Here is a 21,148-nt window from a genome sequence, read left to right on the forward strand (position 1 = left end):
GTCAGGCCCCGGCGTCGTCGTCTTCGGCGTCGCGACGGGCCCGGGCGCGTCGCTTGCCCTCGTGCATTGCGGCCACCCGGGCCACCGGAATCTCGCGCCCCTGCTCGATGAGGTCATCCGGCAGTCGCTGCGGCGCGGGCATCGCGTCGTTCCACGGGTCGCGGTCGCCCAGCGCGGCCAGTGCCGTGTGCACGGTGAAGTCGGGCGGTGCCACGTCGTCGAGATCTGACCAGTCCAGTGGGAACGACACCGGCGTGCCCGGCCGTAAGCGCGGGCTGTAGGCGGCGGCGACGGTGGCACCCCCGGCGCGCGTCGAGTCGACGAACACCTTGCCCTCGCGGTCTTCGACGATGAACGCGGTCGTCGCGATGCTCGGGTCCAGCGCCTCGGCCCGGGCGGCCAACGCACGCGTCGCAGCGGCGACGTCCTCGACGGGTGCCGAGTCGTCGATGGGCACGAAGACGTGAATTCCCTTGGCGCCGCTAGTCTTCACGGCACCAGCGAGGCCGGAGTCCCGTAGCGCCTGGTGCACCAGGTGGGCGACGGCGACGACCGCGCTGAACGGTCCGTCGCCCGGCGGGTCCAGGTCCAGCACGAGGTGCGTGGGCCGGTAGACGTTCTCCGCGAGGCCCAGCGTCGGGTGGTACTCGATCGCTCGCTGGTTCGCCAGCCACAGCAGGGTCCGCCGGTCGTCGCACAGCGGATAGTGCACTTCGCGGTGCGACGCCTCTGCCCAGATGGTCACCGTCTTGATCCAGTCGGGGGTGTACTTCGACGCGTTCTTCTGCATGAACGGCGCCCGGCCGCGCAACGCTCGCAGCACCGTCAACGGTCGGCCGGCGAGCCCAGGCAACATCCGGTCCGACACTGCGTCGAGATAGTCGACCAGGTCGCGCTTGGTGGCGCCGGCGTCGGGACCCAGCGTCTGATCGAGGTTGGTCAGGTCGACCCCGGCGCGCTGCTCGGACACGCTCATCGCCCCAGGGTAAGCCGGTCCTGGATGACCCGAGTGTGACGACGCGGCCGATTCCCGCACTCCGTGCTGGGCACTCGCCTAGCATCGCGCGCATGAGCATGCCAGGAACGACCACGCGGCCGGGCATCTGCCGCATCTGCTCCGCGCACTGCGGGGTGCTGGCCACCGTCGTCGACGGCAGGCTCGCGAAGGTGACCGGCGACCCCGACAACCCGATGTTCAAGGGCTACACGTGCAGCAAGGGTCGGGCACTGCCGGACATCCACAACAACCCGGCGCGCCTGCTGCACAGCCAGAAGCGCCAACCGGACGGGACGTACGCGGCGATCGACGCCGAACGCGCGACCGACGAGATCGCCGAACGGCTACGACACCTCATCGACACCTACGGGCCTCGCTCGGTGGCGCTCTACATCGGCACGAACTGTCTGCCGTACCCGGCGAGTCCGCTGACCGCCAATGCGTTCATCCGCGCCATCGAATCGCCGATGTTCTTCACCGCCAACACGATCGATCAGCCGGGCAAGCAGATCGCGCTGGCCGCCCACGGGCACTGGCTGGGCGGGGACGTCCCGTTCGACGAGGCCGACAGCTGGATGCTCGTCGGGACCAACCCCCTGGTGTCCAAGGCGATCGGCATCCCAGGCCAGAACCCCGGCCAGAACCTGCGGGCCGCCATCGGCCGGGGGATGAAGCTCGTCGTCATCGACCCGCGCCGGTCGCAGACCGCGGCGCGCGCAGCCATCCACATCCAGCCCCGCCCGGGCGAGGACGTCGCGATCATCGCCGGGATGATCAACCTGATCATCCGAGAGGGGCTGTGCGACAACGACTTCCTCGCCGAGCACGTCGCAGGCTTCGATGAGCTGGCGTCGGCCGTCGCGGAGTTCACGCCGCAGTACGTTGCCCAGCGCGCCGACGTCCCGGTCGAGCAGCTGATCGACGCGGCACGACTGTTCGCCACGTTCGGCGACCGCCGCGGCATGGTGAACGCCGGTACCGGCGCCAACTTCGGGCTGCACGGAAACCTGCTCGAGTATCTGTGCCTGTGCCTGACGACGATCTGCGGTCGATGGCAGCGCGCAGGCGAACGCGTCACCCGCCCGAACACGCTGATGCCCGCCTACACCGCCAAGGCGCAGGCGCACCCGCCCTACGAGGGTTGGGGTTACGGCGAGCGGTTGCGCGTGCGTGGGCTCACCGACACGGTGGCAGGCATGCCGACCGCCGCGCTGGCCGACGAGATCCTGTTGGAGGGCGAGGGCCGCGTCAGGGCACTGATCTGCGTCGGCGGCAATCCGATGGCGGCCTGGCCGGATCAGCGAAAGACCCACCGCGCGTTGGAGTCTCTCGACCTACTGGTCACGCTCGACACCGAGATGTCGCTGACGTCGCGGCTCGCGGACTACGTCATCGCACCGATGATGCAGATGGAGACGCCGGCCATGACCCAGGGCAGCGAACTCATCAAGTACTACGCCAGCGGCACCGGCATCCCGGCCGCCTACGCGCAGTACGCGCCGCGGCTGGTCGACCCGCCCGAGGGCAGCGACCTGATGGAGGAGTGGAAGTTCTTCCTGGGCTTGGCCAAGCGCATGGACCTGCAGATGTTCTTCGTCAACTTCTTCGGCGCCGGCGGCGGCCGGTTCATGGAGTCGCCTCCGGTGGTCGTGACAATGGACGGCGACACCCAGCTCACGACCGAGGAGCTGTTCGAGCAGATGTGCGCGAACTCCCGCGTCCCGCTCGCCGACGTCGCCGCCCACCCGCACGGCAAGGTGTTCGACGTCGACGCCGTGGTCGCCGAGCGTGATCCCGACTGCACCGACCGTCTCGACGTCGGCAACGCCGTCATGCTCGCCGAACTCGTCGACGTCATGGCCGAGGACTTCGACACCGCCCGCGGTGACACGGCATTCCCGCTGCGGCTCATCCCGCGACGGCACGGCAGCTTCATGAACTCCTCGGGCACCAACCTCGCCAAGCTCAACGGCGGCAAGCCCTACAACCCGGCGTACATGCACCCCGACGCCATCGATGCCCTGGGCCTGGCGTCCGGAGATCTGGTAACCGTCACGTCGCCGCACGACTTCATCCCCAGCGTCGTCGAGGCCGACGACACCCTGCGCCGCGACGTGATCGCCATGCACCACGCGTTCGGTGGGCTGCCGTCGGAGGACGACGAGGTTCGCGAACGGGGAAGTAACGTCGGTCGGCTGGTCCCCACCGACTTCGAGTACGACGCGATCTCCGGCCTGCCACGCCAGGGCAACATCCCGGTGCGCGTCACCCCGCGCACCGGCTGACCTCGCTCGGGGAATCGGGTCGCCCTGCTGTGGGTTGCATCACACGACGGCCGACAGCGAAGGGGACCGACGATGGCGAAGATGACCAACGAGGAGCGCGAGGCGTTCCTGGCGGAATTGCACGTGGGCGTGATCGCCGTCGAGCGTGAGGATCGCGCGCCGCTCGCCGTGCCGATCTGGTACGCCTACGAGCCCGGCGGCGACGTGGTGCTGTGGACCGACGCGGGGTCGGTCAAGGAGAAGCTGATCCGCGCGGCAGGCCGCTTCACGATCACCGTTCAGGTCGAGGAGCCGCCCTACCGGTACGTGACCGCCGAGGGCCCGGTGACGTCGATCGACCCCGCCGACGAGGCGACCGGCCTCGCGATCGCGGTGCGGTACCTCGGTGAGGAGGACGGCCGGGCGTTTGCGGAACAGAGCCTGAACCCGGACTCGGTGATCATCCGCATGCGCCCCGAGCGCTGGCTGAGCAGCGACTACTCGAAGGAGTAGGGGGTTGCGTCGCGCGGCCTTGCAGGGGCGAGTGTGAACGTGGCGACGCTTCAGGCCTTGCAGCCGGCGAGTGTGAACGTGACGACGCTTTAGGCCCATTTGACGTCGTGAGTTTCACACTCGACGCGGAATGCGCGGGGTCCCGCCGAGTGTGGGGGTTGTGCACGCGGGTTCTCGGGCTTTGCATTCAAAAACCACACAGTCGACGCCGGCCTTGCAGCCGGCGAGTGTGAACGTGACGACGCTTCAGGCCCGTTTGACGTCGTGAGTTTCACACTCGACGCGGAACGGGTGGGGTCGCGCCGAGTGTGGGGGTTGTGCACGCGGGTTCTCGGGTTTGCATTCAGAACCCACACAGTCGCGCCCGCCTTGCAGCCGGCGAGTGTGAACGTGACGACGCTTTAGCCCATCTGACGTCGTGAGTTTCACACTCGACGCGGGACGGGTGGGCCGTCCCCGGTGAGAGGATGTCCGCGTGGCAGAGCGCGTTCGATTCCCCAGCACCACCGGCCCCGAACTGGCCGGCACCATCGACGTGCCCGCGGGCTCCGGCCGCGATTCAGTCCGCGGCTGGGGCGTCTTCGCTCACGGCTTCACCCTCGGCAAGGACTGCCCCGCCGCGAGCCGCATGTGCAAGCAACTCGCGAGCGAGGGCATCGGCATGCTCCGCTTCGACAACCTCGGCCTGGGTGGCTCAGACGGGGACTGGGGTGACGGCTCGTTCTCGCACAAGGTCGCCGACACCGTGCGCGCCGTCGAGTACATGAACGACTCCGGCCGCGAGGTGCGTCTGCTCGTCGGGCACTCGTTCGGTGGCGCGGCAGCGATCGCCGCGGCGCGCGAATGCGACACCGTCGCAGCGGTCGCGAGCGTCGGGGCGCCCTACGATCCCGCGCACGTCGAGCACAACTACGACGCCCTGCTTGAGCGGATCGAGGCCGAGGGCGAGGCGCCGTTCCCGGTCGGCGGCAAGGCGCTCACCCTCAAGAAGCACTTCATCGAGGACGTCCGGGCCGCAGACCTCACCGAGAAGATCCGCACGCTGCGACGGGCGCTACTGGTGATGCACTCGCCGACCGACAACACCGTCGGGATCGCCAACGCCAGCGACATCTTCCAGGCGGCGCGCCACCCCCGCAGCTTCGTATCGCTCGAGGGCGCCGACCACCTACTCACCGGCAAGAACCAGGCCGCACGGGCGGCCCGGATCGTCAGCGCGTGGGCTGACCCTTACCTGTAGGTGGATCGGTGTCGCGGGACTCGGCGGTGACGAGTTCGAAGTCGTCACCGTACTGCCCCGCGCCGGTGACGACCGCACGCTCGACCAGTTCGGTGCTCCGCCTGTCGACGGCGACGATCCGGTCGGTGCGCAGGTCCTTGTACAGGGCCACGCAGAGCAACACCATCACGAGCACGAACGGAACGGCAGCCACGATCGTCAGGTCCTGCAGGCCGGTCAAGGCGTCTGCTCCGCCACCACCGATGATCAGCATGATCGCCGCGACCGCGCCGGTCAGGATTCCCCAGAACACCACGGTGCCGCGCCGCGGATCGTGTGAGCCACGCTCCGACAGCGAGCCCATCACGATCGATGCGGCGTCGGCGCCCGAGATGAAGAAGATCGCCACCAGCACCATCACCAGCACGGTGGTGATACCCGCCAGCGGCATCGTGTCGAGCAGCTTGAACAGCGAGCCGGTGCTGTCGACGGCGCCGTCGGCGTCGACGAGATCGCCGAACGTGCGCTGCCGCTCGATGGCCGAACCACCGAAGATGGCGAACCACACCAGGCTGACCATCGTCGGGACCAGCAGGACGCCGGTGACGAACTGACGGATGGTGCGGCCGCGGCTGATCCGTGCGATGAACATGCCGACGAACGGCGTCCACGAGACCCACCATGCCCAGTAGAAGATCGTCCAGCCCGAGAGCCAGCCGGCGAGTTCGGCGTCACCATTGGCGTCGGTGCGCGAACTCATCGCAACGAAGTCCCGCACGTAATCGCCCAGCGCGCTGGGGATCAGGTTGAGGATCAGCAGGGTCGGGCCTGCGACGAACACGAACAGCGCCAGCAAGAGCGCGAGCACCATGTTGATGTTCGACAGCCACTGGATGCCGCGTGCGATGCCGGACACGGCGGACAGCACGAACGCGATCGTCAGCACGGCGATGATCGAGACCAGGATCGGGGTGCCGACGGTGCCGACCCACCCGTTGAACTCCAGACCGTCTCCGATCTGCAGGGCTCCAAGGCCCAGGGAGGCGGCAGACCCGAACACCGTCGCGAAGATCGCAAGGATGTCGATGACCTTGCCTGCCGGGCCGTTGGCGCGGTCACCGAACAGTGACGTGAACGCCGCGGACAGCAGCCCCGAGCGGCCCTTGCGGAACATGCCGTAACCGATCGCCAGGCCGACCACCGCGTAGATCGCCCACGGGTGCAGGCCCCAGTGGAACATCGTGGTCGCCATCGCGGTCTGGAACGCCTCGTCGGACTGCGCCTCGCTGGTGCCCGGCGGTGGTGTGACGAAGTGGTTGAGCGGCTCGGCCACACCCCAGAACATCAGGCCGATGCCCATGCCCGCACTGAACATCATCGCGATCCAGGACACCGTGCGGAACTCGGGTTCCTCGTCGTCGCAGCCGAGGGGGATGCGGCCGTACTTGCTTGCGGCCAGCCACAGTACGTAGACGACGAAGAAGCTCGCGGCGAGGACGAAGAACCAGCCGAGGCTCTTGATCAGCGATTCCTTGGCGTTCGCCGACACCGTGGAAAGGCTCGACGTGTCGAGCAGACCCCACACGACGAAGGCGATCGACAGCACGCCGGTGACGCCGAAGACGACCCAGTCGCGGCCGGGGTGCGCCTCGGCCGGGGTGACCCGCTCGGTCAGCGGTGCCAGCGGGTGACGTCCTCGACCGACCGACCCCGGTCCGGCGGGCCCACTTGCGGTGACCGGGACGGACTTCGGTTCGGAGGCGCTGTTCGTATCTAGCGACATGTCGTTCTCCCTCGAGTCCTGTCAGCGGTTGTGCGACGTACAGGCGGCAACTCGACGCATTCGGTGCATCCGTTGCTCATTCAACATTGAACGGGTACTGAACGCCCGGCAAACGCGAGATCCGACCTTGCTCCGCGGGGCAGTCGGTGTCAACTCGGCGTTTGCGTCGATGATGTCTATCCCACGTGTCCGAGACGTCTACTGACCGCGGCCGCCGAGGCGATGGTCATCTCCGCGACCAGGTCGAAGCGCGAGGGCTCCAGGCGGTAGGCCGGTCCCGAAACGCTCATCGCCGCAACCACATTGCCGGTGTGGTCGCGGATCGGCGCCGCCACTGCGTTGAGGCCGACCTCGAGTTCCTCGCGCACACTGGCCCATCCGACTTCGCGGACCCCGGCCAGCTCCGTCTCCAGCGCACGAACGTCGGCGATGGTGTTGGGCGTGAACGTCTCCAGCGAGCGCGGCAGCAGCGCGCGCAGCTCCTCGGTGGGTAGTGCGGCCAGCAGAACCTTGCCGCTCGACGTCGTGTGGGCCGGGCAGTTCTGTCCCACCCAGCTGCGCAGCGTGATCTCGGCCGGGCCGTGGGATTCGACGACGTTCACGATGCGGTTCCCGTCGAGAACGGCGACGTTGGTGGTCTCCCCGCTGCGTTCGGCGAGGTGGGCGCAGATCGCCTGACTCTCCTTTGCCAGGTCCATTTGGGCGCTGGTCGAGCCTGCGAGCCGGACGATTGCGAACCCCAGCCGGTACTTGCCGCGGTCGTACAACTGTTCGACGAATCCGCGGGACTCGAGGACGGCGATCAACCGTGACACCGTCGACTTGTGTACGCCCAGCTCAAGGGCGATTTCGGTGACGCCTGCAGTGCCCAGCTTGCCCAGGATCTCGAGCACGGTGAGTGCGCGATCGACCGATTGGACGGCGGCAACGGACTTCTCCCGGGGCGCGGATTCGTCGCTGAGCCGGGGCATGTTCCGTTCAGTGTAGGCAATCGTCATTTGCTCTCCGCCCTGTGCCGGTCTTCTCCTCGCGCAAGCGCTCGTCAGGCGCTGCCCCTAGCCGTACAGCCTGGCGACCACCCAGTCGTGGAATTCACCGATGTGGTGCTCCGACGGGACCAGCACGCCGCCCGCCCGATACCCCCGCGACGACATCGCCGGTTGGGTCCGTTCGCAGGCGTCGAAGTCCTGCAGGTTGACCCGGTGGAACAGCTCGACGGACCGGTCGAGATCGCGGCCTCCCTCGACCACCTGGGGGAGGTAGAGCCAGTCGCACTCCACCACCGTGCGGTCGGCGGCCATGGGATACATCCGGTGGAAGATCACGTGGTCGGGCACCAGGCTGACGAACACGTTCGGCCGCACCGTGATCGCGTAGTAGCGGCGGTCCTGCTCGGCCGTCACGCCGGGAATCGGGTCGAGTCCCGCGCTGCCGTCGACGGTGAAGCCCTCGACGTCCTCGCCGAACAACGCGCCGTGACCGACGAAGTACTGCGCAGCGAGACCGTCGGCGAACTCCGGCAGCACCTCGGTGAGTTCCGGGTGGATCGTCGCGCAGTGATAGCACTCCATGAAGTTCTCGACGATGAGCTTCCAGTTGGCCTTGACGTCGTAGACGACCCGACGACCGACCGACAGCTCCGGGATGCCGTAGCCCTCGATGGCCTCGGGGTGGCCGAGGCGCCTAGTGACGGTGCCGATGACGTCGTCCTCGAACGAGGGAGGTTCCGCGGCCAGGCACACCCACGCGTACCCGAGCCACTCCCGCAGCGCGACCTTGATCAGGCCGTACTCGGTACGGTCGATGCGCGCCCCCGTCGCATCGGTCAGCGAGCCGAGATTCGGTGCGGCGGCCAGCTTTCCGTCGAGGCCGTAGGTCCAGGCGTGGTACGGGCACTTCAGGTGGCGCTTGGCGACACCGGAGTCCTCGGTGCACAGCATGGCGCCGCGGTGTCGACAGACGTTGAGGAACGCGTTGAGCGTGCCGTTCCGCCCGCGGACGACGAGCACGCTCTCGCGACCGACCTGGACCTTGCGGAACGCGCCCGGCTCGGGCAGATCCGCGCTGCGGACCGCGCAGAACCACATGCGCTCGAAGATGAGGTCCTGTTCGGCGTCGAACTTCGCAGGGCTGCAGTAGTAGTCACCGGCCAGGGTCGGCACCAGTGAGCTGCCGGTCGGCGTGGCGGAGGCCAGGCCGGTGGGTTGGGGGTCGTCGATGGTCGTCACGTGGTCACCAGCCGTCGCGGGTCGAAGAGTCCGATGGGATGGGCGGTCGCGCCCGTGGTCGCAAGGTCGGCCAGCACTTCGCCGACGACGGGCACGAACTTGAAGCCGTGGCCGGAGAATCCGCACGCCACGGTCACGTTGTCGTAGTCGTGTGGGCGGGTGATGACGAAGTGCTCGTCGGGGGTGTTGGAGTACATGCAGGTGGCCGTGTGCACGGCGGGGCCAGACAGCGCCGGCAGCAGTTGGGTCACCCGGTCGCGCATCTCGTCGACCTCGCCGGCTCGCACGGTCCGGTCGATGGTGTCGGGCGTGCACACCTGACCCTTGCGGAAGAACGCGGTCTTGACGCCGCCCGTCGGCCCGTCGATGGCCGGGAACCCGTAGATCTGCTGGCCGTTGGCGTTCTCGTCGATGTAGATCGGGTGGTCCTCGAACGGCCCGATGCCCCCGGCGGGGTCGAGCCAGTAGAGCACCTGCCGCTCGATGGTGATCGGGATGCCGAGGTCGGTGAGCAGCTCCGGTGCCCACGCGCCGGGGCAGATCACCAGCTGGCCTGCGGTGTACGTGCCGGATCCGGTGGTCACGGTGACGCCCCGTGGCCCGTCCGACCAGCCCGTCACCTCCTCGCCGAAACGCAGAGTCGCGCCCTCGCGGGCGGCGAGGTCGATGTGCGCCTGCACGGTCATCTCCGGGCGGGCGAACCCTGCCTTGGCCTCGTAGACCGCGACGTCGTCGGCCCCCGGCGTGAAGGTCGGGAAGCGCCTGCGGATCTCGGGCGCGTCGAACACCTCGTGGGCCAGAGACCATTCCCGGGCCGCACGCAGGCTGCCGGCCACGGTGAGGCACTCGGGCGGACCGATGAACAAGCCGCCGGTCATCTCGTACACCTCGAGCCCGCTGAGCCCGGCGAGTTCCTCCCACAGCTCGTAGGCGCGCAACAGCAGCGGCACGTATGCAGGATCCTCGAAGTACGACTGCCGGATGATCCGCGAGCCGCCGTGACTGGAACCCCGATCGTGTGCCGGGGTGAACTTCTCGAGTCCCAGTACCCGGGTGCCCCGGCGCGCGAGGTGATAGGCGGCGGCGCTGCCCATGCCGCCCAGCCCGATCACGATGACGTCGTATGCATTGTCCTTCATCGGGGTCCTCTGATCTTCGCGCAAGCGCTCATCGGGTTCCTCTGCTCTTCGCGCAAGCGCTCATCGCCTTATCAGCTTCATCTCGGGGTCCACCACCGGCTCGGAATGCACGGTCGCGCCGTAAGTTTCGGTCAGGTAGTCGACGCGCACCGCGTCGCCGACCTCGACGTCGGCGGGCAGCCAGGCGTAGGCGATGCTGCGGCCGATGGAGGCGGAGTAGCCGGCGCTGGTGACGTAACCGACCGTCGCGTCGTCGGCACCGGCGAGGGTGACGGGTTCCTTGCCGAGCACCACTGCGGTGGGGTCGTCGAACACGATGCTGCGCAGCACCTTCGACGGCGGCGCGGCGGCGTCGAGGGCCGCCTTGCCCAGGAAGTCGCCCTTCTTGGCCGACACCGCGAAGCCGACTCCGGCCGCGCCGGGCTGATGCTCGGTGGTCATGTCGGTACCCCAGGCGCGGTAGCCCTTCTCCAACCGCAGGCTGTTGAAGGCGATCCGTCCGGCCGCGATTGCGCGGTGCTCGCGTCCCGCGTCGAACAGCAGGTCCCACAACTTCAGGCCGTGCTCCGCGGAAGCGTATATCTCCCAGCCCAGTTCACCGACGTAGGAGACCCGCATCATCGTCACGGGCACCGAGCCGATGAACGTCTGCAGGGCGCGGAAGTAGCCGAACGCCTCGTGCGAGATGTCGGCGGCACACAGTGGCGCGACCAGGTCGCGGGCGCGCGGCCCCCACACGCCCACGCAACACGTGGCGCCGGTGACGTCGCGGACGGTGACGCCGGTCGACGGCAGATGCCTGCGGATCCAGTCCATGTCGAGGGGACCGTTCGCGCCGACCTGGAACAGCTCGTCTCCGAGTCGTGCGACGGTCAGATCGCTTCGGATGCCGCCGGTTTCGTCGAGCATTAGCGTGTAGGTGACCGAGCCCGTGCGCTTGTCGACGTTGTTGGTCGTCATGCGCTGCAGGAAGTCGCAGGCGCCGGGTCCACTGACCTCGTAGCGGGTCAGCGGCGTCATGTCGTACAGCGCGACGTGCTCGCGGGTCCAGCGCGCCTCGGCGATCGAGATCGGCGAGTAGAACCGGCCGGACCAGTCGTCGCGTTCCGGGAAGTCAACTCCGGCGGACGACAATTCGCCGATCAGTCCGGCGTTCGCCTCGTACCAGGCGGGGCGCTCCCAGCAGCCACCTTCGAAGAAGTGGGCGCCGAGTTCTTCCTCCCGTCGGTGGAAGGGGCTCACCCGCAGATTGCGCGGGTCGCTGCGGTACTGGTGCGGATGGAGGATGTCGTACACCTCGACGAAGGCCTGCGAACTCGTCTTCAAGATGAACTCGGGGCTCTTCGCGGGCTCTTCGAACCGGTATAGGTCGCACTCGTGGACGTCGGTGGTCGGGGCGCCGTCGAGGATCCACTCGGCCATGGCCTTGGCCACGCCTGCGGAGTGCGTCACCCACACCGCCTCGGCCACCCAGAACCCGGGCAGGTCGCGGTGCTCGCCCATGATCGAGAACCCGTCGGGGGTGAACGAGAAGATGCCGTTGAAGCCCTCCTCGACCTTCGAGTCACCAAGGGCAGGAAGGAGTTCGGCGCTGGCCGCCCAGCCGGGTGCGAAGTCGTCGTCGGTGAACGGCAGCATCGACGGCATCGACTCGCTTGCCGTGTCGATCCCCCCGTCGGAATCGGTCAGCAGTGTCGTCATGTCCACCGGCATCGGGCGGTGGCCGTAGAAGCCGATGCCCAACCGGTCACCGTGCTCGCGGTAGTAGAGGTCCTGGTCCTGGTGGCGCAGGATCGGCAGTCGCGGATCGCCGTCCCACCCGTCGCGGCGCAACTCGGCCAGCTGACCGGTCTTGGCGTACTGATGGGCCATCGGTACCAGCGGCACGGTGAGCCCAACCCGGGCGCCGAGTTGGGCGCCCCAGAATCCGGCGGCCGAGACGACGACGTCGGCATCGAACTCGTCGCCGGCAGCAGTCCGTACGCCGACGACCCGTCCGTCCCGATCGAGGACGTCGGTCACCTCTTGATGGGGGAGGAAGCGCGCGCCTCGGCTAATGGCCCGCTCGGCCTGCGCGGTGGCAGCTGTCAGCGCTCTGGCCAGCCCGTCGGTCGGGGTGTGGAAGCCGCCGATGATTCGGCGCTCGTCGAGGAGCGGGTGCAGTGCCTTGCAGGCCGCGGGGTCGATCAGCTCACCGGGAACGCCCCAGGCCCGCGCCCACCCGTGCCTGCGGTGCAGCTCGGTCCAGCGGGCCTCGGTGGTCGCCACTTCCAGACCGCCGACCTGGTCGAATGCGCCTAGTTCGACGAACTTCTCGACCGTGTAGGTGGCCAACTCCGTCATGGTCTTCGACCCGTTGGTCTGGAACACCAGCCCTGGGGCATGCGAGGTGGACCCGCCGGTGGCGAACATCGGGCCACGGTCCAGGACGGTGACGTCGGTACATCCCCTGGCGGTGAGTTCGTCGGCCAGCGACGTGCCGACGATTCCCGCGCCGATGATGACGACTTTGGGCTGGGCCATGACCTGCTCCTGTTGCGTATAGAGCAACTAATGCGTACTGCGCAACAGTAAGCGGTGCGCTGACATGCCGCAACAGGTGTGACCCCGGCGTGTCAACGCCCGGGAAGGCGCGTCGTCACCTCCTGCAGGATCCACTCGTTGCCGTCGGGGTCGTCGAACGAGGCGAAGGAGCCATAGCTGTTTCGCTGGGAGTCGGGACCGGGCACGCGTCCGGCGGTGCCGGCGCGGTGAAACACACCGTTCGAGTCGTTCTACGCGCGGTCCACGTCGGCGACGGGGTGAATCGATCGCAGCCCACCGGCGTTTGACCCGGCATGGCACTCGATCAGTACTACCTCCTCGGCCGCTCCGGACTGCGCATCAGCCCACTGTCGCTGGGCACCATGAACTTCGGCACGAGCGGCTACCACGCCGCATACGGCAAGACCATCGACGACGTCCGTCCCATCTTCTGTCGTTACCTGGAGGCGGGCGGAAACTCCATCGACACGGCGGACTTCTACACCGCAGGCGAGAGCGAGACGATCCTCGGGGCGCTCATCGCCGAGACCAGGGCGCGTGACCGGGTCGTGCTCACGACCAAGTTCACGAATGCCGTCGACCCCGGTGACCCCAACTCCGGCGGCAACGGCCGCAAGCACATGGTCCGTGCCCTCGAGGACTCGCTACGCCGCCTGGGCACCGACTACGTCGACCTGTTCCTGTTGCACACGTGGGACCGGATCACGCCGGTGGAGGAGGTGATGCGTACGTTCGACGACCTGGTCAGAGCGGGCAAGATTCGCTACGCGGGATTCTCCGACGTGCCGAGTTGGTATGCGGCCCAGGGGCAGACCTTCGCCGATGCGCATGCGCTCACGCCGGCGGTCAACGTCCAGTTGCCCTACTCCCTGGTCGATCGGACGATCGAGACCGAACACGTCGCGATGGGTCGGGTGCTGGGCATGGGCATCTCGGCGTGGAGCCCACTGGGTGGTGGCTTCCTCAGTGGCAAGTACCGGTACGACGGCAAGGGCGCCACGGGGGAGGGGCGGTTGAGCCTTCCTGGGACATCGGGACTGTCGCTGACCGATCGGGAGTGGGGCATCCTCGAACCGCTCGGCGAGGTCGCAGACGAACTGGGCGTGTCCATGGCGCAAGTCGCCATCAATTGGGCGGCCACCCAGCCGGGCATCGCGTCGGCGATCGTGGGTGCGAGCAGCGTCGCCCAACTCGATGCGTCGATCGCGGCGATGGACGTGGAGCTGCCCGCCGACCTGCGTGCCCGCCTCGATGCGGCCAGCGCCGTGCCGCCGCAGTCGCTGTATCGAATGTTCACACCCGAGTACCAGCACCAGCTCATCAGCCCGACGGTCAGGGTGGGCGACAAGCCCTCCGGCTACCGCCCCAGCGTGTTGAACTGGGCATCGTGATCAACAGGCGAGAATTCGCTGCGATGGTGGGGCTCGCAGCGGCGGGAACTGCTACCGTCCTTGCGCCTCCGGCGGCGGGTGCGCCAGAGTCTGCGGGCAACAGCGGCTTTCGATCCATGGGTCGGATTCAGGCTGGTGTGCTCGACGTCGGGTACGCCGAGGACGGGCCGCCCGACGGCCAGCCGGTGATGCTGCTGCACGGGTGGCCGTACGACATTCACAGCTTCGTCGACGTCGCACCGCTGCTCGCTCAGCGAGGCTTCCGCGTGATCGTCCCGTACGTACGGGGATTCGGCAGCACGCGGTTCCTGTCGGACGCCACCATGCGCAATGGCCAGCAAGCGGCCGTGGCGAGCGACGTCATCGCGCTGATGGACGCGCTCGACATCCCGGACGCGATTCTCGCCGGCTTCGACTGGGGCGCCAGGTCGGCCGACGTGGTCTCTGCGCTGTGGCCCGACCGTGTTCGCGCGCTCGTCGCGGTCAGTGGCTACATCGTCGTCAACCTCGAGGACAACCTCGAACCGTTGCAGCCGCAGGCCGAGTACGGCTGGTGGTACCAGTACTACTTCGCCACCGACCGGGGCGAGAAGGGCTACCGAGCGAACACCCGCGACTTCAACCGACTGATCTGGCGGAACGCATCTCCGCTGTGGTCGTTCGACGATGCGACCTACGACCGCACGGCAGCGTCCTTCGACAACCCAGACCACGTCGACGTCGTGATCCACAACTACCGGTGGCGGCAGAGTCTCGCGCCCGGCGAGCCGCAGTACGACGACCTCGAACGCCGCCTCGCGGCCAAGCCGGCGATCACCGTTCCGACGATCACGGTGTCCAGCGACTTCGACGGGCCGGCCAAGGACGGCAACGCCTACCGGCAACGGTTCACCGGCAAGTACTCGCACCGGGTGCTCGACGGCATCGGGCACAACGTGCCCCAGGAGGCGCCGCGGCAGTTCGCCGACGCCGTCATCGAGGTCGCGGGTTACTAGACGCAGGGCGTGGTCACGCAGCGGTGGCGGAGTCGGGCGCGGCATGTCGTGCCGGGTCGAGGTCACTCAGGGCCAAGCGCAACTGCTTGCGCGCCCGGTGGATTCGCGACATCACGGTTCCGAGGGGGATGCCCTCCATCTCCGCGATCTCCTTGTAGGCGTACTGGCCGACGTCCGCGTAGTAGACGGCCCGCGACAACGTGCCGGGCAGCGCGGCGAACGCCTGACGCAGCCGCCCATCGGGCAGTCCCTGCAGCGCTTCGACTTCGGCCGACCGGTGAGCGGAGGACCGGTCCCCAGCCAACTGCGCGTCGCTGAACGTGTCGGTCAGCAGTTCCCTCGGGCGCCGTTCGGTCCGGCGGTGGCCGCTGATCCAGGTGTTGACCATGATGCGGAACAGCCAGGCCCTCAGGTTGGTGCCCGGGTCGAACGACTCAAAGCCGTTCCACGCCTTGGCGAGAGTCTCCTGGACGAGGTCCTCAGCGTCGTGGGCATTGCCGGTGTAGCGGCGTGCGACGCGTTGGAGTTCGGCACGTAGCGGGCCGACGGCGCGTTCGAATTCGGCTGTCTGACTGACGGGCGATGATGTCACCACTTCATGACAGCAGTGCCTGGGCATCGCGTCCAACGATCGTTTTTGATGACTTCCATCGTCAGTGCAGATGACGTTGGTCGCGGGCGAATCACGGGAACGAAGCCGGCGTTCTAGTCAGATGCATCGCATACGACGATCGGAATCCTGGGAGGCCATCACGACGGCTGATAACTTCGTCGGGGTGGAGCTGCGCCAACTCGAGTACTTCATGGCCGTCGCCGACGACATGAGCTTCACTCGGGCCGCGCATCGCGTCCACGTCGTCCAGTCGGCCCTCTCCACGTCGATCAAGAAGCTGGAAGAGGAGTTGGAAGTCCAGCTGTTCGACCGCTCCCGCCAGCAGATCCGATTGACCCCGGCCGGCGAGGAACTCCGCAAGCACGCGCGCCAACTGCTGCGCGGCGCCCGATTGGCGAAGGACGCACTTCACGACTACCGCGGCCATCTCACCGGCACCGTCGACTTCGGCTCCCTGGTGACGTTCGGCGCGCTGGACGTGCCCAAGGTCCTCGGCGACTTCCACTCCGCTCACCCGCATGTGCGAATCAGGTTGCGGCTCAGTCAGACAGGATCGTCGTCGTACATGACCTCGATCGCCGACGGCGCGTTGGACCTCGCGCTCGTGTCGGCACCCAACCGGTTCCCCGCGGGAATCGACCTGCACCTACTCGCCCAGGAGCAGATGGTGTTCACCTGTCGCTCCGATCACCGGCTCGCGGCCCGGAAGCGGGTCGACATCACCGAGTTGGCGGACGAGAACCTCGTCGGCTTCCCCGAGGGCTTCGGCATCAGGAGGTTGGTCGACGACGCATTCGCCGCGGCAGCGCTGACCCCTCGGACGCTCTACGAGGTGCCCGCCGACTTCACCGTCCCCGCCGCGCTGATCCGCAACGCCCTGGGCACGGCGTTCATGCCGGTGAGCGAACTCGCCCGATTCGGGGACCTGGTCGGCATTCCGCTCGTCACGCCCATCGACTGGCAGATCTACCTCGCCCGCCCGGAACGTACGGACATCAGCCCCGCGGCCGCCCGACTGGCCGACATGTTGGTGGCCGCGGCCGAGGAGGCACGGCTCTAGACCGACGGATTCTCGGGAGGTTCGAGCACCGTCAGCCGCGGCGCCATCACGCACCGAATCTGGTTGCCGCCCGCGCGGCGGGCGTCGAACATCGCCGTCGTCGCGATGGTGAGCAGCTCCTCGAGCACGTCTGCCTCGGGATACCCGGCCAGCGGGAGCAACGGCGTGCTGACGACGCCAAGGCTGGCGGTCAGCCGCAATGGTGCGGAAGCGATGGCGCCGCGGATCCGCTCGACCAGCGGAGTCGGATCGAGATCGGTGAAGAGGTCGCCGACGAGGAACTCGGCGTCGCTGACGTGGGCCAGCACCGCCTCCCGCCGCACGGTCTCCCGCAAAGCCTGGGCGACGACGATCCTGGCCTCCTCACCACCCGCGACCCCGCGCAGGCTGGTGACGAGCGAGAAGCTGTCGAGGTTGACGACCGCGATGACCAGGTAGCGGTCGTCCTCGCGGCTGCGGGCACTCAGCGAGGTCGCGATGCGATCGTCGAACCCCCGGCGGTCCAACAGTCCGGTCAGTGGCTCGACTTCGCCGTGCAGCACGTCGGAGTCGATCACCCGGATGGCCATCCGGCAGGCGAACGCGACGAACCCGCACATCAGTGCGACCGTGAGCGCGCCGCTGGTCGCCAGTGCCACGTCCGTCGAACCGGCCCGCACGGCGAGCACCACGATCGTCGCGATGGCGACCCCCAACGTGAACGTCAGGAGCCGCACGGAGTGGAAGAACGCGATCAGGGCGATCAGGATGGCGAAGCTCGTCGCCCCGAGCAGGCCCGCGGCGGGGCTGGGACCGATCAGGCACGCAATGGAGATGCATACCGTCGCGGCAAGCGCACACCCCACCGACTGCGTCCTGCTGGGCCACCGGCGTCGTGACCAGACGGCGACGATCGCCGCACCGCCGACCGTCACGCACACGGCGAGGATCAGGTGCACCGCGCTGCGCGGCCCGCCGGTGCCGAACATCACCAGCAGCGGCATCACCCCCAGGAGGCTGACCACGACGACGACGACGCGCTGCGTCGGCCGTTGCAAACCGCGGGCGGCCAGGAACGAGGTCAACCAGTAGTAGTGGTCGGACAACCCGTGTCCAGATCGAACGCCCACGTGGGAACCTTTCCGGCGGGCGCTGACATCGGTTGTGCACTACGTCGCCTAGATGATCAAAGTATCCCAACCCAGCGGTCGGGCAAACGTCATCGGCGGGATCGGTTCCAGGCTCAACCGTGCCGAAGGCTGACCAGCGCCCCGGATATCTTGCCCTCGTCGAGCAGCCGACCCATCCGCCCGGACTGCTCTTCGGCCACCTGCCACAGCCGATGCCCGCCGTACCGCTGCTCCAGGGCCGAGGAGACTTCGTCGAGGCTGTTCTGCCACGGGTCGGGGATGGCGGGAAGGTCGGCCGTGCTGATCCAGTCCTCGACGCGCAGCCCCGCCGCGTCGACGTGCCCCACCAGCGAGCCGGTCGTCGGGAAGTGGTTGCCCTCCGGTTGCTCGTCGTCGGAGATCGGTTCGCGGGCCAGGAACACCAGCAGACCGATGCGCCCTGGTGACCGGACCACCCTGCGAAGTTCGGTGAGCAGGGTCAAGTGGTCGCTCATCGTGCACATGACCCCGAGGGACCAGGCCGCGTCCACCGATTGGTCGGCGAACGGCAGCGCGGTCGCACTGCCCTGAACCACCGGATACCCGAACAGGGTGCGGGCGGCACGGCACGCGCCGGCCTCGGGCTCCACCAGCATCGGCGCCGCCGAGCGGTGCTCGGCTGCGTAGGCACTCGGCCCGCCGACCCCGGCACCGCAGTCCAGCAGGGTGTCGCCCGCGCTCAACGCCAACCCGTTCATCAGCCAATCGAGCGCGGCGGGGCTGCCACTGCCCCGGCATCCGGCGGGGACGTAGAAGTCCTCGCCCATGTCGACGGCCACCTCGGCAGTCCACTCCGCGACGGTTCCGAACTCCGCCGACATCGCGTCACCCACCGTGTACCTCCGTACGAATCCGTCTGCCGACTTCGGCCTTGGTCTCGGAGCCGATCCGCCCGCTCGCGGCGGACGCAAGCCCCGAGACGTTGACGCCCTCCACCCCGTCGATCGACAGCAGTGCACGCGCCTCGGCGCACGCGGCCTCGATGCCGGCCTCGACCGGATCGGCGGCACTGAGGATTCCGTCGACGATCGCGTCGTCCAGGGCGAGCCCGGGCAGGCCCGCCAGCACGGCAGCCGACCGCTCGTCGGTGACCACCGCGACCGCGGCAACGACGGGGATGACGAGCCCGGCCGCACGCGCTGCAGCCATGAAGTCGGCCACCATCGCTGGGGATGCCACGTGATTCAGCACCGCCAGGCTCGCACCTGCCCGCTGCTTCTCGACCAGCCGCGCGGGCCTGCCCGCGACCGGTGGCGCGGTCGGCGTCTCCGGAACCGCGGCCGTCATGCCGACCGATGCCGCCAGCGACACCAGGCGAGGGCCGTCGAGGTCGAACGTCTGGGTGACGTCGGGACGCACGTCGTAGCCCCGTCCGTCACCCGTCACGCACAGGACAGTCGGCACTCCGAGTAGCGAGAGCCCCCGTAGTTCCTGCTCGAGGACGATGCGATTGCGGTCCCGGCACGACAGCGTGATCCACGGTGTGGCACCCGCATCGAGCAGCATGCGGCTCATCAGGGTGGGCGGGAAGTCGGGCCGGTTCTGATGCTCACCCACCAGCACGGCATCGCACGACGGCCCGAGGATTGCCGCGGTGGCCGCGACGTCCTCGGGGTCGAACGGAACGCAGCTGAAGTCGGTGAGGATCAGCGGTGCCGCCGCCGGCGCAGTCTCGGGCACGACGCCGGTCCACGGCACGGGGGCGGGGAACGCGCATGGGCCGGGCCGCATCTCGCACTGGCCATCGGGCCGCACGCCGCCGCAGGGCCCGAAGTGCATGCGCTTGGGACACTGATCGGTTACCGAGTGCACACGGCCTCGCTGGGCACGAGAGCGTTTCCGGTCATGGGCTCTTGCTCTTCACGACGAAAGCCGCCGAGGCGGAGCAGCGGTCCCACCATGACGTCGAAAGCGCTTGGCAGAAACCGGTATGCGACGAGCATGGGACGGTTCGCCTTACCGACCTGATGCTCGCTCGAACGGCCGGAGTCGGTGGCGGCGACGATGGCACGCGCCATCTTGTCGGGCCCGTCCTTCACCGGTAGGACCCTGGCGCGGCGGCCGAAGAAGTTGGCCGACCGTGGGTAGATTGGCGTGTCGACGGCGCCCGGGTAGATGCCGTGCACCGCGATGCCCGGTGTTCGCCTGGTCTCCTGCCTGAGCATCCGCACCATGGCGGTGATCGCGAACTTGCTCATCACGTATGCGCCCATGTAGGGCACCGCGGCGTGTCCGAGCAGTGAGCCGATCACGACCAGTTGCCCGCAGCCGGTGGCGCGGAAGTGGCGCACCGCGGCGCGGGACACGTTGGCCGCGCCGTTGACGTTGGTGCGGATGACGGAATCGAAGACCTCCGCAGGAAGATCGATGAACTCGCCGAAGGCGGCGACGGCACCGTTCTGCACGACGACCTGGACCGACCCGAGGCGCTCGACGGCCGCCGCGAACGCAGCGTCGACCTCGGCTGCCGTACCGATGTCGGCCGAGTGCACGAGAACGTCGGGTGCGCCCGCCGCCATGCACTCGGCCTCTACCAGCCGTAGTTCATCCACGCCGCGCGCCACCAGTGCCAGCCGGCAACCCCTGGCGGCGTACCGCAGCGCGGTGGCGCGCCCGATGCCGCTCGAGGCGCCGGTGATCAGGACCGTGGGCCGCGGCGTTGCCGTCACGAGGTGGGCAGCAACCTCTGCACCAGACCCTTTGACACTTCCTCGGGCCGATACTGCTCGGCCGCGAAGGCGCCGATCGCAACGATGCCGCCGGTCAGGGCAGGCACGGCCCACTGCAGCACTGCGAGTTGCTTCTGCGCACTGGCAACCTCGGGCGGGGTGGTCGCATTCGGGGTGGTGCCGTCCTCGGCGGGCACGGCGTGGTGCTCGGAGACCTTCTTGCCGAGCACCCGGCTGTATGCGGTGACGCCGAGCGCCGCGACGGTGAGCACCGTCTTGGTCACGGCCATGCTCGGCACGCCCTGCTGGATCTTCGCCCGGCCGAGGTCGTGCTTGAGCAGTCCGGCCGCTCCGACGAGGTGGATGCCGATCGCTGCGGCGTTGACCGGGGTCCACTTGTCCCAGCCGGCATTGGCGACGGCACCGACGCGCGTCGAGATGCCCGCCTCCGACGAGGCGGGGTTGAGCGCTACGGCGTTGGCGAGCGTGCCGCCGAACCAAGCGGCGATACCGAGGTCGTGCATCTGATGAAAGATCGTGGCGCGTGCCATGAGGAACTCCTGAGGTGGGGTGGCTGTGTGTGTC

General features: G+C 68.3%; 18 protein-coding genes. 6 read left to right on the forward strand and 12 right to left on the reverse strand.

The features are described 5' to 3' along the window. Position 1: 1 nt before the first annotated feature. On the reverse strand, positions 2–976 hold the full coding sequence (locus tag G6N61_RS20505; RefSeq protein ID WP_163920403.1) for a DNA polymerase domain-containing protein: 975 nt from the start codon (positions 974–976) through the stop codon (positions 2–4). 92 nt (positions 977–1,068) lie between these two features. On the opposite strand from G6N61_RS20505, the gene G6N61_RS20510 reads away from it, so the two are divergent. The 3 genes from G6N61_RS20510 (at position 1,069) to G6N61_RS20520 (ending at position 5,014) form a co-directional block, all read left to right on the forward strand. Next, positions 1,069–3,282, forward strand: a complete 2,214-nt coding sequence (locus G6N61_RS20510) for a molybdopterin-containing oxidoreductase family protein (RefSeq protein WP_235887216.1) — start codon at positions 1,069–1,071, stop codon at positions 3,280–3,282. Positions 3,283–3,354: 72 nt separating this feature from the next. Further along, positions 3,355–3,774 carry a pyridoxamine 5'-phosphate oxidase family protein gene (locus G6N61_RS20515; protein ID WP_179973498.1) on the forward strand — a complete coding sequence of 140 codons (420 nt, stop codon included), beginning with the start codon at positions 3,355–3,357 and terminating at the stop codon, positions 3,772–3,774. A 475-nt stretch (positions 3,775–4,249) separates the two neighbouring features. Then, on the forward strand, positions 4,250–5,014 hold the full coding sequence (locus G6N61_RS20520; protein WP_163920405.1) for an alpha/beta hydrolase family protein: 765 nt from the start codon (positions 4,250–4,252) through the stop codon (positions 5,012–5,014). Here the strand turns inward: G6N61_RS20520 and G6N61_RS20525 are convergent. The 5 genes from G6N61_RS20525 to G6N61_RS20545 all read right to left on the reverse strand — a co-directional run bounded on the left by G6N61_RS20525 (position 4,986) and on the right by G6N61_RS20545 (position 12,666). Continuing rightward, positions 4,986–6,776 carry a BCCT family transporter gene (locus tag G6N61_RS20525; protein WP_163920407.1) on the reverse strand — a complete coding sequence of 597 codons (1,791 nt, stop codon included), beginning with the start codon at positions 6,774–6,776 and terminating at the stop codon, positions 4,986–4,988. The genes G6N61_RS20520 and G6N61_RS20525 overlap by 29 nt on opposite strands. A gap of 176 nt (positions 6,777–6,952) precedes the next feature. Continuing rightward, on the reverse strand, positions 6,953–7,747 hold the full coding sequence (locus G6N61_RS20530; protein WP_163920409.1) for an IclR family transcriptional regulator: 795 nt from the start codon (positions 7,745–7,747) through the stop codon (positions 6,953–6,955). An 84-nt stretch (positions 7,748–7,831) separates the two neighbouring features. After that, complete coding sequence (locus tag G6N61_RS20535) at positions 7,832–8,995, reverse strand: aromatic ring-hydroxylating oxygenase subunit alpha (protein ID WP_407666495.1); 1,164 nt, start codon at positions 8,993–8,995, stop codon at positions 7,832–7,834. Between the two features lie 5 nt (positions 8,996–9,000). Further along, complete coding sequence (solA, locus tag G6N61_RS20540) at positions 9,001–10,143, reverse strand: N-methyl-L-tryptophan oxidase (protein ID WP_163920411.1); 1,143 nt, start codon at positions 10,141–10,143, stop codon at positions 9,001–9,003. A gap of 60 nt (positions 10,144–10,203) precedes the next feature. Continuing rightward, positions 10,204–12,666: a GcvT family protein gene (locus tag G6N61_RS20545; RefSeq protein ID WP_163920414.1), complete on the reverse strand. Its 2,463-nt coding sequence runs from the start codon at positions 12,664–12,666 to the stop codon at positions 10,204–10,206. 314 nt (positions 12,667–12,980) lie between these two features. On the opposite strand from G6N61_RS20545, the gene G6N61_RS20555 reads away from it, so the two are divergent. Then, positions 12,981–14,078, forward strand: a complete 1,098-nt coding sequence (locus G6N61_RS20555) for an aldo/keto reductase (RefSeq protein ID WP_163920416.1) — start codon at positions 12,981–12,983, stop codon at positions 14,076–14,078. 116 nt (positions 14,079–14,194) lie between these two features. After that, complete coding sequence (locus G6N61_RS20560; protein WP_407666275.1) at positions 14,195–15,073, forward strand: alpha/beta fold hydrolase; 879 nt, start codon at positions 14,195–14,197, stop codon at positions 15,071–15,073. Between the two features lie 13 nt (positions 15,074–15,086). Here G6N61_RS20560 and G6N61_RS20565 read toward each other — a convergent pair whose 3' ends face one another. Continuing rightward, on the reverse strand, positions 15,087–15,665 hold the full coding sequence (locus tag G6N61_RS20565) for a sigma-70 family RNA polymerase sigma factor (RefSeq protein ID WP_163920420.1): 579 nt from the start codon (positions 15,663–15,665) through the stop codon (positions 15,087–15,089). A 184-nt stretch (positions 15,666–15,849) separates the two neighbouring features. On the opposite strand from G6N61_RS20565, the gene G6N61_RS20570 reads away from it, so the two are divergent. Then, on the forward strand, positions 15,850–16,746 hold the full coding sequence (locus tag G6N61_RS20570; RefSeq protein ID WP_163924972.1) for a LysR family transcriptional regulator: 897 nt from the start codon (positions 15,850–15,852) through the stop codon (positions 16,744–16,746). On the opposite strand, the gene G6N61_RS20575 is transcribed toward G6N61_RS20570, so the two are convergent. From G6N61_RS20575 to G6N61_RS20595, 5 genes are all read right to left on the reverse strand, one after another. Continuing rightward, positions 16,743–17,855 carry a GGDEF domain-containing protein gene (locus G6N61_RS20575; protein WP_163920422.1) on the reverse strand — a complete coding sequence of 371 codons (1,113 nt, stop codon included), beginning with the start codon at positions 17,853–17,855 and terminating at the stop codon, positions 16,743–16,745. The genes G6N61_RS20570 and G6N61_RS20575 overlap by 4 nt on opposite strands. Before the next feature lie 113 nt (positions 17,856–17,968). Beyond that, complete coding sequence (locus G6N61_RS20580) at positions 17,969–18,727, reverse strand: class I SAM-dependent methyltransferase (RefSeq protein ID WP_235887219.1); 759 nt, start codon at positions 18,725–18,727, stop codon at positions 17,969–17,971. After that, a complete protein-coding gene (locus tag G6N61_RS20585; protein ID WP_163920424.1) occupies positions 18,720–19,673 on the reverse strand; it encodes a methylenetetrahydrofolate reductase in 954 nt (317 codons plus the stop codon). Before G6N61_RS20585 ends, G6N61_RS20580 begins: the two co-directional genes overlap by 8 nt. 20 nt (positions 19,674–19,693) lie before the next feature. Further along, the gene (locus G6N61_RS20590) at positions 19,694–20,563 is read right to left on the reverse strand and encodes an SDR family NAD(P)-dependent oxidoreductase (protein ID WP_163920426.1); all 870 of its coding nucleotides are present in this window, start codon (positions 20,561–20,563) and stop codon (positions 19,694–19,696) included. Then, positions 20,560–21,114, reverse strand: a complete 555-nt coding sequence (locus G6N61_RS20595; protein ID WP_163920428.1) for a hypothetical protein — start codon at positions 21,112–21,114, stop codon at positions 20,560–20,562. The genes G6N61_RS20590 and G6N61_RS20595 overlap by 4 nt, the downstream gene beginning before the upstream one ends. Positions 21,115–21,148: the final 34 nt, after the last annotated feature.

Origin of the sequence: Mycolicibacterium arabiense, assembly GCF_010731815.2 — a bacterium.
In the GTDB taxonomy this organism is placed as follows: Bacteria; Actinomycetota; Actinomycetes; order Mycobacteriales; family Mycobacteriaceae; genus Mycobacterium; species Mycobacterium arabiense.